The organism is Sideroxydans lithotrophicus ES-1, assembly GCF_000025705.1.
Lineage (GTDB): Bacteria > Pseudomonadota > Gammaproteobacteria > Burkholderiales > Gallionellaceae > Sideroxyarcus > Sideroxyarcus lithotrophicus.
In genome coordinates this window covers 2,961,616-2,973,875 of record NC_013959.1, presented here as the reverse complement: position 1 = coordinate 2,973,875, position 12,260 = coordinate 2,961,616, and the positions used below count along the sequence as shown (strand labels likewise).

Genomic DNA, 12,260 nt, shown 5'->3' with positions numbered 1-12,260 from the left:
TGCCGGGCATGAAGACACTGACCTTTACCCGCCCAGACGACTGGCACCTGCACCTGCGCGACGAAGCGCTGATGCGGTCCGTCCTGCCCGATACTGCACGACAATTCGCCCGCGCCATCGTCATGCCCAACCTGCGCCCGCCCGTCACCACCACCGTGCAGGCCGTGGCCTACCGCGAGCGCATTCTGAAAGCGCTGCCAAAAGGCATGAAGTTCGAACCGCTGATGACGCTGTACCTCACCGACATCACCAGCGCCGAAGAGATCAAAAAAGCCAAAGCCAGCGGCGTGGTGCATGCAGTGAAGCTCTACCCGGCGGGCGCCACCACGAATTCCGATGCGGGCGTCACCGACCTGCGCAAGACCTATGCCGCACTGGAAGAGATGCAACGCTGCGGCATGCCGCTGCTGGTGCACGGCGAAGTCACCAGCACCGACATCGACATCTTCGACCGCGAAGCCGTGTTCATCGAGCGCGTCATGCAACCGCTGCTGAAAGACCTGCCCGGCTTGCGCGTGGTGTTCGAGCACATCACCACCAAAGATGCCGCGCAGTTCGTCGCCAGCACACCGGACACCATCGCCGCCACGCTCACGCCGCAGCACCTGCTGTACAACCGCAATGCCATGCTGGTGGGCGGCATCCGCCCGCACTTCTACTGCCTGCCCATCCTGAAACGCGAGACGCACCGCGAAGCACTGGTCAAAGCCGCCACCAGCGGCAACAAGAAATTCTTCCTCGGCACCGACAGCGCCCCGCACGCCCAGCACACCAAAGAGAACGCCTGCGGCTGCGCCGGTTGCTACACCGCGCACAGCGCCATCGAGCTGTATGCCGAAGCGTTCGAAGCAGCGGGCGCGCTGGACAAACTGGAAGCTTTCGCCAGTTTCTACGGTGCAGACTATTACGGTCTGCCGCGCAACACCGAGAAGGTCACGCTGCGCAAAGAAGAGTGGCAGATGCCTGCGTCGGTGGGGTTTGGGGAGCATCGACTCGTGCCGCTACGGGCGGGGGAGAAGATGGGGTGGAAGTTATCAAGCTAACTCCTTACAGGGGTTAACAATAGAATCGAAATAGATGTGTATAAATCACTTCAGACAATTAGCCGAAAATTTGGGAATTTATTGCTGGGGCGACCACGCTGTCCTGAATTTAGCGTTGCAGGTAAGGCTTTGCGCCAACAATATCAGGATTTTCTGAATAGATGGGATTGCTCACATTCTTCGGAAGAGCGAGATGTCTTGCGATCTGAAGCAGAGATACTTGCAGACAGGCTGTATTCGAAGGCGCTAGATTTGGGATATTCAAAAGCGCACGAACTTTCAGCGGATATATATTGGCTTACTCAATGTGCGGCTTTAGTAACGCTATTGGCACTAGGGAGGAGCTCGAAAACCTATTTGAAATATGAAGAGGCGCTGCTCGCCCATAAACGACCATATCAATATACACAGCAGCTACGCGAGTTCGTTCGATACAGAAACAAATTCGAGAAGAATTAAAGCCCAGTGCAGTCGGGCGCGATAGTCAACGGGCATTGCGCTGTATGAAATGAAAACATCCGGTGCAATACGCTATGCTTAAGTGGTAATCTGGGACCACAATTTCTTGGCGTAATATCGCCTCGTCAGATTTCGGAGAATCAACATGAATACAGCCACCCTTGAGATTCGCACCGACCTGAAAGACCAGCTCGACCAACTGGCAGAAGCGAGTCATCGCAGCGAAAGCGATTTGGCGAATGAAGCCTTGTCGCTGTATCTGGTGCAACAGCGCCGTATCACTGCAAGAATCCAGGAAGGGCTTGCGCAGGCGCAACGCGGTGAGTTCGTGACGGACGAGGAGATGGAGGCGTTCTTCGCCCGCTACACTCAGCCACAGGCATGAACCTGCGTTATACCCCGCAGGCCAGATCAGACCTTGCGGAGATTCACGATTACATAGCCCAGGAAAATCCGGCTGCAGCGCGTCGAGTCGTCCAGCTCGTTCGCGATTCGGCCAAGGCGTTGCCTGACAATCCATTGGTGGGGCGGCCAGGCCGAGTCCCCGGAACACGCGAACTTGCCATCGGGCGCTTCCCCTTTGTACTTGCCTATCGCGTCAGCTCGGATGAAGTACAAATCTTGTCTGTGATCCATACGGCCAGAGCGTGGCCGGAAAGCTTTTAAACGATATGCCTGTCTTCAACTATCTCGACACCACCCCCATCCTCGGCGAACGCGTCTACCTGCACCCTTCCTGCCAGGTCATCGGCGACGTGACGATAGGCGACGATGCCTCCGTCTGGTGCAACACGGTGTTGCGCGGGGACGTGAACCGCATCGTGATCGGGCGCGGGACGAACGTGCAGGACTTGAGCATGGGCCATGTGTCGCACAAGACACCGGAAAAACCAAACGGGTCGCCGCTCATCATCGGCGACTATGTGACGGTGGGCCATTCGGTGATCGTGCACGGTTGCAGCATCGGCAACGAGTGCCTGATCGGCATGGGCTCCATCATCATGGACGATGTGGTGATCCCCGACCGAGTGATGGTCGGCGCCGGCAGCCTGATCTCGCCGGGCAAGATACTGGAGGGTGGCATGCTCTACATGGGGCGCCCGGCCAAGGCCGTGCGTGCATTGACGCAAGAAGAACTCGCCTATCTGCGTTACTCGGCCGAGCACTATATGCGGGTGAAGGACAATTACCTGAACAACACGAATCCGTAATCGAAAGTTATTTGCATGAGTACCATGAACCCCGAAGACTTCAAACGTGCCAGCGTGAATCTGGAGACTGCGCGCATCGCCTGGAAGGAATTGCAGCGCTTCTTTGCCAGCGGGTCGGCGATCCTGGTCAGCGCCGAACTCGACCTGGTCGAGGTGGCGTTCCAGATCTCCGAGGACAACAAGGCGCAGGTACTCGAATGGATGCAGACCGGACAGATCGCCCGTGTCCCCGATGCGCAGGCGCTGGCCTGGTATGAAGCGGATGCCGACGTATGGGCGGTGGTGGTCAGGCCTTATGTGCTGGTACAGCAGGCCTGATGTTCGCGAGTTCGAAGGAGCAGAGACGATGAAGAAGACCTTGATCCCGGGGCTGCTGCTCTTGCTGGTGGCGTGCCAGAGTACGCCCAGGCTGGAAGACGATACGCGTTACGTGAAACTGGCAAAAGTGGTGGATGTGCATGTGTTCACCGATGCGGAACGCAAGGAGGCGGCCAAGACAGCGCCACGCTCGAACGACAGCGGTGTCAGCTTTGGTATCGGTATCGGCGTGGGTACGGGCGGCTACAGTGGCATGATGATCGGCGCAAACACGGGCCTGAGCGGCGTGCACGACAAACGCAAGGAACCGCCGCAAGTGGCCACTGGTGCGAACCGCTTCACGGTGCAGCCGCTGAACAGCAGCGAGCGCATCGAGGTGATGAGCTACAAGCATTACAAGGTGGGCGATTGCGTCAAAGTGCTGTCAGGACACCCGACCGAATTCGCGCGGCTGTTCGACCCGAAGGAAGGCGAGCGCTGCAACTGACCGCAGCGGCTATTTTATCTTCTTCATCTCCGCCTCGATGCGCTGGCACAAGGTCTTCAGGATCTTGATGCGTGCAAAATACTTGTCGTTGGCCTCCACCAGCGTCCACGGCGCGACCTCGGTGCTGGTACGGTCGACCATGTCGCTGATGGCCTGTTCATAGGCATCCCACTTATCGCGGTTGCGCCAATCCTCTGCAGTGATCTTGAAGCGTTTGAAGCCGATCTTCTCGCGTTCCTTGAAGCGCCGTAATTGTTCCTCTTTGCTGATGGTCAGCCAGAACTTCACCACCACGGTCTGGTGACGCACCAGCTGTGCCTCGAAGTCGTTGATCTCGCCGTAGGCGCGCATCCAGTCGGCTTCGGAACAGAATTTTTCCACGCGCTCGACCAGCACGCGACCGTACCAGGAACGATCGAAGATGGTGACGCGCCCCCTGCGCGGGATGTGCCGCCAGAAACGCCACAGATAGGGTTGTGCGCGTTCTTCTTCCGTCGGCGCGGCGATGGGCACGACCTGGTACTGGCGTGCCTCAAGCGCACCGGTGATGCGGCGGATGGCGCCGCCCTTGCCTGCAGCATCGTTGCCTTCGAACACCGCGATCACGGTGATGTCCTTGAAGCGCGGATCGCGCGTGAGCAAGGCCAGTTTGCCCTGGTATTTTTCCAGCTCGGTCTCGAATCTTTTCTTTTCCAGCTTCTGGGTGAGGTCGAGCGTCGCCAGGATGTTCAGCTTGTCGATCGGCGGCAGCAAAGGTGCTGCACGGATCGCGGTTTCCTTCTTCTTGTCGGATTCGGACAATCTTTTGCGCAGCGCCTCGAGAATGACCTTGCCGATGGTCAGGCCGCGATAGCGCGCATCCGAGCCCTCTACGACGATCCACGGCGATTCGGCGGTGCTGGTATGGCGGATGACGCTTTCGTGGATGGTGAGGAATTTGTCATAGCGCTTGAAGCGCTGCCAGTCGCGCTTGGTGACGCGCCAGCGGGTCTTGGGATTCTTTTCCAGCATCTTGAGGCGGGCTTCCTGCTTTTCCCTGGAAAGGTGCAGCCAGAACTTGATGATGAGCGCACCTTCGTCGGTCAGCATCTTTTCCAGGCGTTTGGCGCGCTCCAGGCTCTGGTCTAGCTCGGCGGCCTTGGTGTATCCCATGGCCCGGTTCAGGATCGGCCATGTGTACCATGAGCCCAGGAACACCCCGATCTTCCCCTTGGGTGGCAGGGCGCGCCAGAAGCGCCACATCATCGGGCGCTCCATCTCCTCGTCGGAAGGTTCGCCCATGCCGTGCGCCTGGATGAAGCGGGGGTCCATCCATTCGTTGAGCAGGTTCACGGTCTCGCCGCGTCCTGCGCCATCGACACCGCCGACCAGGATGATGACCGGGAATTTTGCCTTTTCCGCCAGATCGAACTGTGCGTCCAGCAGCGCTTCGCGCAATTTCGGCACTTCCTTGTCGTAGGTCGCTTTGTCTATCTTGTGACCGAGCTCGGCAGATTCGAACATGGCATCCCCTTTCAGAGTTACAGTTGATCCGGTGTGATGACAAGACGCAAGGTGGTCTGGAAATCGCCTTCGCGTTCGCGCCGGCTGAACCACCATACTGCGCCTTTCTTGATGCTCCAATAATCCGCGCGCCCGGTCATCAGCAATGAAGCCAGCTCGCCCATCCATGGCTGATGTCCGACCAGCAGCACGGCGCCGCCGGCCAGCGGCCAGCCCGCAGTGGCGATCGCGGTTTCCGGCGTCGCATGCACGCCGAGGTTGGGTGCGGTGATGAAACCCTTGTTGAGCGCAGCGGCCGTCTGCTGTGCCCGCAGCGCCGGGCTTACCAGGATGCGCGTGTTCTGCGGTAGCCGGGCGGAAAGGAAATGGGCCATATGTTCGGCCTGGTGCCTGCCCCTGTCGGTCAGAGGTCGCGCATCATCCGGCACACCTTGTGCAGCCTCGGCATGTCGCCATAGAATCAACTCCATTGCCAGCGTCTCCTGATTTATTACACTATCGGATGCCAGAATATACCGTATATACTGTTTTTGCCACACTCACCCAGGGAGATCGATATGACCGCCGCTACCCGTAAGCCCGCCGCCAAAAAACCTGCAGTACGCAAGCCTGCTGTTGCGATGACCGCGCCAAAACCCGAGAAAAAACCGAAAAAGGAAAAGAAGGCCGACAGCAAAGTCAAAGTGGTGCGCGACAGCTTTACCATGCCGCAAACCGATTACGAATTGATTGCCGAGCTCAAGCTGAAGGCGCTCAAAGCGGGTTTGCATGTAAAGAAGAGCGAACTGTTGCGTGCCAGCCTGCAAAACCTGTCAAAGCTGAACGCGGCGCAATTGAAGCGTGCCATCTCCAGCCTCGAAAAGATCAAGACCGGGCGTCCGAAGAAGGCTTAATCAGCGTCGGCAGCCGCCAGCGGCTGTCCCAATTCCTGCAGCAAGGCGGTCTGGGCGCATGTGGTTGCAGCGCGTGCAGAAGCCTTGCGGTGCCAGAAGCCATTGCAGTCCATCTCCCAGGCCTGGGCGTTATCCTTCAGGTAGCTCTTCAATCCTTCATCCAGTACGCGCTTCTTGAGTTTTTCGTCGAGCACGGGGAAGCATACCTCGATACGGCGGAAGAAATTGCGGTCCATCCAGTCTGCGCTGGCCAGATAGACGTCATGGGCCAGGTCGTTGCGGAAATAGAAGATCCGGGTGTGCTCAAGGAAGCGCCCGATGATGGAAATGACATGGATGTTTTCGGATAACCCCGCGACACCCGGACGCAGGGCACACACGCCGCGCACGATGAGGTCGATCTTCACTCCCGCCTGCGACGCCTCATACAGCGCGGTGATGGTTTCCGGTTCCAGCAGCGAATTCATCTTGGCGATGATATGTGCGCGCTTACCTTCCTTGGCCAGCCTGGTTTCGTTGCGGATGGCCGCCAATATATTGGTGTGCAAGGTGAACGGCGATTGCCACAGATGGCGCAGTTTGCTCGCCTTGCCCAGCCCGGTGAGCTGCATGAACACTTCGTTCACGTCGGAACACACCTCCTCGTTGCTGGTGAACATGCCGAAATCGGTATACAGCCGTGCCGTGCGCGGGTGGTAGTTGCCGGTGCCAAGGTGCACATAGCGGCGCAGGCCGTTGTCCTCGCGCCGCACGACCATCAACATCTTGGCGTGAGTCTTGTGTCCCACCACACCATACACCACATGTGCGCCAACTTCTTCCAGACGGCTGGCCCAATTGATGTTGGCTTCCTCATCGAAGCGGGCGAGCAGCTCCACCACTACGGTGACCTCTTTGCCGCGCATCGCCGCTGCAATGAGCGCTTCCATCAGTTCCGAATCGACGCCCGTGCGGTACACCGTCTGCTTGATGGCGACCACGTTCGGGTCGGCGGCGGCCTGCTGGATGAAGTCGATCACCGGTTTGAACGACTGGTATGGGTGGTGCAGCAACACGTCGTTCTTGCGCAGCACCTTGAACATGTCCGCGCCCTTTTTTTGCAGCAAGGTGGGCATGCCGGGCGCAAAAGGTGCGAACTTGAGATCGTCGCGTGCCACCTGGTCCGGGATGCGCATCAGGCGCACCAGGTTGACCGGCCCTTTCACGCTATACAGGTCTTCCGGCTTCAGTTCGAATTGCTGCAGCAGGAATTCGGACATGGCAGGGGGGCAATTGTCGGCCACTTCCAGCCGCACGGCATCGCCAAAGTGGCGCTGCGGCAATTCGCCCTGCAGGCTGATGCGCAGGTTCTTGACTTCTTCCTCGTCCACGAACAGGTCGCTATTGCGGGTCACGCGGAACTGGTAGCAGCCTTGCACTTCCATGCCGGCAAACAGCTCGCCGACATGCGCGTGCAGGATGGAAGAGAGGAACACGAAACCGTAGGGGCAGCCGGAGATCTCCGGCGGTATCAGGATGGCTCGCGGCAACACGCGCGGGGCCTGCACGATGGCCTTGGCCGAGTTGCGGCCGAACGCGTCCTTGCCTTGCAGCTCGACGGCGAAATTGAGGCTCTTGTTGAGCACGCGCGGGAACGGGTGCGCCGGGTCGAGCCCGATCGGTGTCAGCACCGGCATCACCTCGCGCATGAAGAAATCCCTGACCCAGTTCTTTTGGGCCTCGTTCCAGTGAGTGCGGCGCAGGAACTTGATGCCTTGCTGCGCAAGGGCCGGCACGAGTTCTTCATTGAACAGCTGGTATTGCCGCGCGATGAGCTGGTGTGTCGGCGCGTACAGGCGCTTGAGTATCTGCGTGGCCTCCAGCCCGTCAGGCCCGGCCGCAAGGCCGCCCAGCTTGGCCTGCTCCTTCAGTCCGGCAACGCGGATCTCGAAGAATTCGTCGAGGTTGCTGCTGACGATGCACAGGTATTTGAGCCTTTCCAGCAACGGAACCGACGCGTCCTCCGCTTGCGCGAGGACGCGCCGGTTGAATTCGAGCAGGCCGAGCTCGCGATTGAGGAAATTCTGCGACGGGAAGGTTTTTGCCATGAGCGGGATTGCCAGCGTACTGGCGGTTTAGCGGCGGTTCAGTTTTTCGGCGGAACGTATCCCGTGGGCATCTGGGTACCTGCACCGAAGAAATAGTTCTCCATCTGTTCGGCGAGGTATTTGCGCGCCTTGGCATCGGCGAGGTTGAGGCGGTTCTCGTTTACCAGCATGGTCTGGAACTTGATCCAGCCTTGCCAGGCTTCTTTTGAAACGCTTTCATAGATACGCTGGCCCAGCGCACCGGGATAAGGTGGACGATCCAGCCCTTCCGATTCGCGGCCCAGTTTTACGCACTGCACTGTTCTTGCCATGATTGAGTTCACTCCGTGATTATGCTTGAGGAATGTGACATTACCGTGAATCCCCATCCAAATCCAGCGGCAACGCTCGCGCGCTGAATTACTCGGTGTGGGAACAGGGATTTCCCGGACGAAGCCTTACCGCAGGTTCCGGACGAACACCTTGGAGCGGCGCTGATAGTTGTAAAGCGTCTTCTTTTGCGCCGGCAGCTGCTCCACGTCGACCTCCTTGAAACCGCGCTCGATGAACCAGTGTGCCGTGCGCGTGGTCAGTACGAACAGTTTTTGCAGCTTCATCTCCTGCGCCCGTTTTGCGATGTGCTTGAGCAGGATGTCGCCATAGCCGTGATCGCGGTAGGCGGGCTGCACCGCAAGGCAGGCGAGTTCCCCGGCTTTTTCGTCGGCAAAGGGATACAAGGCTGCGCAGCCAATGATGCGGTGGCCATGTTCCAGCACCACGAAACGGGCGATCTCCCGCTCCAGCAATTCCCTCGACCTCCGCACCAGGATGCCCTCGGCTTCAAGCGGCTGGAGCAGTTGCAGGATACCGCCGACGTCCTTGATGGTCGCTTCGCGCAGCGTGTTGAGCGTGCTTTCCACCACCATGGTGCCGATGCCTTCGTCGCTGAACAGTTCCTGCAACAATGCGCCGTCGGTATGGCGGCTGACCAGGTGTGTCCTCGCCACGCCCGCTTCGCAGGCGCGCACGGCACAAGGCAGGAACAACCCCACATCGTCCGGCAGCTTGCGTTTGCCGGACAGGAGCTTGCTGGCTTCGACGATGGTCAGCTCTTTCAGCAGCTCACCATCCTTGTTGTGCACCCCATCGGTGTCTGTCAGGAAGATCAACTTGTCCGCGTCCAGAGCGATAGCCGTCGCAGTCGCGACATCCTCAAGCGTCAGGTTGAACACTTCGCCGGTGGGGGAATAGCCCAGCGGCGAAAGCAGCACCACTTCCCCGAATTCCATGCGATCCCTGAGTGCGGCGACATCCACCTTGCGCACGCAACCGGTATGCATCAGGTCGACACCGTTGATCACCCCCATGGGTTGCGCCGTGATGAAGTTGCCGCCCGCAACGCGGATATCCGCGTTGGCCATCGGCGAATTCGCCAGTCCGAGCGATAACAGCGCCTCGATCTCCACGCGCACGCGGCCGACCGCTTCCTTGACGCATTGCATGGTCTCGGCATCGGTGAGCCGGATGCCGCGGTGGTAACTGCCTTCGATGTTGTTCTGCACCAGCCGCTGCTCGATCTGCGGGCGTGCGCCATGCACCAGCACCAGACGGATGCCGAGTGCCGCCAGCAGATTGAAGTCATGCGTCAGTTCGATGAACTTGCCGTCCGCGACCACTTCGCCGCCGAATGCGACGACAAAAGTCTTGCCGCGAAAAGCGTTGATATAGGGCGCAACGGAACGGAACCACGCGACGAATTCGGGTGTTGAACTGGCTGGGGCGGCTGGCATGGTGTTCGGTCGACTCCTGGCTCGGTGGAGAAATTCAATAAAGAAGCCAGCGCATTATATTTCAAATCATGGAGATGGGCGGGGTGGCATGCAGTGCCGAAAAAGACGTTGTGATAATCTTCATCCGGCAGGTTGGCCGCGATCACCCGCTTCTCGCCGGGCAATTCGTCAAAGGCGATGCAGGTAGCGGCTGCGACACGGTGGGGCGAAGCCCGTGGTGCGGGAGCAGCCGCGTACACATTAATCTTCGTCCAGCAGCTTGCCGGCGATCGCCCAGTTCTCGTCGGGTAGTTCGTCAAAGGCGATGTAGGTAGCGGCTGCGACACGGTGGGGCGAAGCCCATGGTGCGGGAGCAGCCGCGTACACATTAATCTTCGTCCAGCAGCTTGCCGGCGATCGCCCAGTTCTCGTCGGGTAGTTCGTCAAAGGCGATGTAGGTGTACGACCTGGGTTTGAGCGCGATGCGCTCGAGGGTGTCAGTGATCTCTTCGGCGATCCTGGCTTTTTGCTCGCGGCTCAATGTTCCGGCGATGCGTATGTTGACATAAGGCATGGCAGCTCCTGCTGGCGGAATGAAAAAAATAGGGTTGCGTCGAACTTTCCGATAACATAACAAGTCGCAAGGCGGGACGCAATTCAGGAGAGCACATGAACGCATGGAAAAGCAGATTATCGTGGACCGTTGCGGCGATCTTTTTGTCTGCGACTACGGCGTTTGCCGACGAGGTCATTGGAACGGTGAAGTCGGTGAAAGGCGAAGTAAGCATCGTGCGCAGCAATGCCTACATCATGGGTATATCCGGAATGCAGTTGATGGAGATAGACAAGATCATCACCGGGCCGGATAGCGCGGTAGGAGTCACGCTCCAGGATGGCACTTTGATGTCGTTCGGTTCAAAGAGTGTCTCGCAATTGAACAGGTTTCGCTACGACCCTGCCCGGCAAAACGGCAACATGCTTGTCACCCTGTCCAAGGGATCCATGCGTTTTGTGACCGGGTTGCTCGGCAAGCGGAATCCTTCCGCTGTGAGTATACGTACCCCAACGTCAACGATAGCCGTCTACGGAACCGATTTCATCGTGTCGGTAGGGAAGGAGTGACAAATGGATGCATTTTCCGCATGGTTTGTTACGGTCTACCTTTTTTACCTGCTATCGGATAAACCCGCAGGGGCTCCGTTGTCGGACATCAGGGAAACGGTCGTATTGTTGCCCGATACTGAAGTAAAGAATTCCGGTGTCGTTATCTTGTCGGGGGGAAAAGAGTTCGTTGTGAACCAGTCCTTGCATGGTGTCGAGCTGGAGGGCGGCAATGCTGAGCAGAAGACCTACACCCCGGATGAAATCCAGAAGTTGTATCCGGACGTGATGCAAACACTTCCCAAAAGGCCGCGCTCATTCACATTGAGATTCGAAGAGGATGGCGCGAAACTCACGGCCGAGTCGATCAATATGATCGCGGATATCCGGCAGGAGATCACCAGGCGTGCCGCACCGGAAGTCGTCGTGACCGGCCATGCCAGCCGTGCGGGTATGGACGAAACGAATCTTAGCCTGTCAATGCAGAGGGCCAAGGTTGTGCGCGATGTCCTTGTTGCAGGAGGCGTGCCAGCACAGATCATCCAGGTGGTCGGCCGGGGCGAGTTTGATCCGGCGGCAACGACGCAGGATGGAGTAGCCGGGCCACCCAGCCGCCGGGTCGAGATCACCGTACGCTGACTTCACGTCAGTTGAAATCTCCCCACAGTGTTTGCAGGGCAGCGATACCTGCCAGCGCAGCAGTTTCCGTTCGCAGTACACGCGGCCCCAGTAGTATGGGGATGAAGCCCGCCTGCTGTGCGATGTTGGCCTCATCTGCCGTGAAACCGCCTTCCGGACCGATCAGCAGGGTGGCGCGACCTTGCGGTCTGGGTTGTGATTGAAGGTTGATTGCGCCGCCCGGCAACAAAATGAATTTCCCCCCCGCAGTGTGGCGTACATCCTCCAGCCACGTCCCCAGTTCCTGAGGTGTCTGCAATTGAGGCAGGGTGTTGCGGCCGCATTGTTCGCAGGCGGAAACGGCGACGTTGCGCCAATGTTCGGCACGCTTCTCGGCGCGCGGGCTGCTGAGTCTTGCCACGCTGCGCAGTGTCTGTACTGGAATGATCTCGGCTGCGCCGAGCTCGGTGGCTTTCTGCACCACCCAGTCCATTTTTTCGCTAGTGCACATCGCCTGCGCCAGCGCGATATGCAAACCGGATTCCTGCTGTCCCATGAAAGTCTGCAGGTTGCCGAGCAGCACGTGCTTGCCGTTGATGGCGTTGATGGTAGCGTCGAGTGCGTTGCCGAGGCCGTCGAATATCTGCACCGCATCGCCCACGCGCAATCGCAACACGCGGCTGGCATGATGGGCGGCCTCCGGCGGCAGCTCGAAGTTGGTGGCGAGCGGTAACGGCGGTGGGCAGTAGAATCTTGGCGCTGACATGACGGATAAAGGGCTTCGGGACGGGC

Annotated in this window: 17 protein-coding genes; 9 read left to right on the top strand and 8 right to left on the bottom strand. The window is 58.8% G+C overall.

Going from position 1 to position 12,260, the window contains the following annotated elements; genetic code table 11:
• Window positions 1-8 precede the first annotated feature (8 nt).
• The 6 genes from pyrC to SLIT_RS14740 all read left to right on the top strand — a co-directional run bounded on the left by pyrC (window position 9) and on the right by SLIT_RS14740 (window position 3,518).
• Window positions 9-1,043 carry a dihydroorotase gene (gene pyrC, locus SLIT_RS14765; protein ID WP_041421435.1) on the top strand — a complete coding sequence of 345 codons (1,035 nt, stop codon included), beginning with the start codon at window positions 9-11 and terminating at the stop codon, window positions 1,041-1,043.
• A gap of 604 nt (window positions 1,044-1,647) precedes the next feature.
• Window positions 1,648-1,887: a CopG family ribbon-helix-helix protein gene (locus SLIT_RS14760; RefSeq protein ID WP_013031079.1), complete on the top strand. Its 240-nt coding sequence runs from the start codon at window positions 1,648-1,650 to the stop codon at window positions 1,885-1,887.
• A complete protein-coding gene (locus SLIT_RS15715) occupies window positions 1,884-2,168 on the top strand; it encodes a type II toxin-antitoxin system RelE/ParE family toxin (protein WP_013031078.1) in 285 nt (94 codons plus the stop codon). The genes SLIT_RS14760 and SLIT_RS15715 overlap by 4 nt, the downstream gene beginning before the upstream one ends.
• Window positions 2,169-2,173: 5 nt before the next feature.
• A complete protein-coding gene (locus tag SLIT_RS14750) occupies window positions 2,174-2,713 on the top strand; it encodes a gamma carbonic anhydrase family protein (RefSeq protein WP_013031077.1) in 540 nt (179 codons plus the stop codon).
• A 15-nt stretch (window positions 2,714-2,728) separates the two neighbouring features.
• The gene (locus SLIT_RS14745) at window positions 2,729-3,031 is read left to right on the top strand and encodes a DUF2288 domain-containing protein (RefSeq protein WP_013031076.1); all 303 of its coding nucleotides are present in this window, start codon (window positions 2,729-2,731) and stop codon (window positions 3,029-3,031) included.
• A 28-nt stretch (window positions 3,032-3,059) separates the two neighbouring features.
• Window positions 3,060-3,518 carry a hypothetical protein gene (locus SLIT_RS14740; protein WP_013031075.1) on the top strand — a complete coding sequence of 153 codons (459 nt, stop codon included), beginning with the start codon at window positions 3,060-3,062 and terminating at the stop codon, window positions 3,516-3,518.
• Between the two features lie 9 nt (window positions 3,519-3,527).
• Here the strand turns inward: SLIT_RS14740 and pap are convergent, their stop codons facing one another.
• Window positions 3,528-5,021, bottom strand: coding sequence for a polyphosphate:AMP phosphotransferase (pap, locus tag SLIT_RS14735; protein ID WP_013031074.1), 1,494 nt, complete (start codon window positions 5,019-5,021; stop codon window positions 3,528-3,530).
• A gap of 17 nt (window positions 5,022-5,038) precedes the next feature.
• Complete coding sequence (locus SLIT_RS14730) at window positions 5,039-5,491, bottom strand: SixA phosphatase family protein (protein ID WP_013031073.1); 453 nt, start codon at window positions 5,489-5,491, stop codon at window positions 5,039-5,041.
• An 87-nt stretch (window positions 5,492-5,578) separates the two neighbouring features.
• On the opposite strand from SLIT_RS14730, the gene SLIT_RS14725 reads away from it, so the two are divergent.
• A complete protein-coding gene (locus SLIT_RS14725) occupies window positions 5,579-5,914 on the top strand; it encodes a hypothetical protein (RefSeq protein WP_013031072.1) in 336 nt (111 codons plus the stop codon).
• Here the strand turns inward: SLIT_RS14725 and ppk1 are convergent.
• The 5 genes from ppk1 to SLIT_RS14700 form a co-directional block, all read right to left on the bottom strand.
• Window positions 5,911-8,001, bottom strand: coding sequence for a polyphosphate kinase 1 (gene ppk1, locus SLIT_RS14720; protein ID WP_013031071.1), 2,091 nt, complete (start codon window positions 7,999-8,001; stop codon window positions 5,911-5,913). The two genes, SLIT_RS14725 and ppk1, sit on opposite strands and share 4 nt — an antisense overlap.
• Window positions 8,002-8,039: 38 nt before the next feature.
• The gene (locus tag SLIT_RS14715) at window positions 8,040-8,312 is read right to left on the bottom strand and encodes an oxidative damage protection protein (protein WP_013031070.1); all 273 of its coding nucleotides are present in this window, start codon (window positions 8,310-8,312) and stop codon (window positions 8,040-8,042) included.
• 126 nt (window positions 8,313-8,438) lie between these two features.
• Window positions 8,439-9,770 carry an amino-acid N-acetyltransferase gene (gene argA / locus SLIT_RS14710; RefSeq protein WP_013031069.1) on the bottom strand — a complete coding sequence of 444 codons (1,332 nt, stop codon included), beginning with the start codon at window positions 9,768-9,770 and terminating at the stop codon, window positions 8,439-8,441.
• Between the two features lie 240 nt (window positions 9,771-10,010).
• Window positions 10,011-10,136 (bottom strand): tautomerase family protein, encoded by a 126-nt coding sequence (locus tag SLIT_RS16315; RefSeq protein WP_263053159.1) that lies wholly within the window; start codon window positions 10,134-10,136, stop codon window positions 10,011-10,013.
• Window position 10,137: 1 nt separating this feature from the next.
• Window positions 10,138-10,323, bottom strand: a complete 186-nt coding sequence (locus tag SLIT_RS14700; protein ID WP_013031068.1) for a tautomerase family protein — start codon at window positions 10,321-10,323, stop codon at window positions 10,138-10,140.
• A 95-nt stretch (window positions 10,324-10,418) separates the two neighbouring features.
• Here SLIT_RS14700 and SLIT_RS14695 point away from each other — a divergent pair, with 95 nt between their 5' ends.
• Together SLIT_RS14695 and SLIT_RS14690 are read left to right on the top strand one after the other, a co-directional pair.
• Complete coding sequence (locus SLIT_RS14695) at window positions 10,419-10,871, top strand: FecR family protein (RefSeq protein ID WP_013031067.1); 453 nt, start codon at window positions 10,419-10,421, stop codon at window positions 10,869-10,871.
• A 3-nt stretch (window positions 10,872-10,874) separates the two neighbouring features.
• On the top strand, window positions 10,875-11,489 hold the full coding sequence (locus SLIT_RS14690) for an OmpA family protein (RefSeq protein WP_013031066.1): 615 nt from the start codon (window positions 10,875-10,877) through the stop codon (window positions 11,487-11,489).
• Window positions 11,490-11,496: 7 nt separating this feature from the next.
• Here the strand turns inward: SLIT_RS14690 and SLIT_RS14685 are convergent, their stop codons facing one another.
• On the bottom strand, window positions 11,497-12,234 hold the full coding sequence (locus tag SLIT_RS14685) for a 16S rRNA (uracil(1498)-N(3))-methyltransferase (protein WP_013031065.1): 738 nt from the start codon (window positions 12,232-12,234) through the stop codon (window positions 11,497-11,499).
• Window positions 12,235-12,260: the final 26 nt, after the last annotated feature.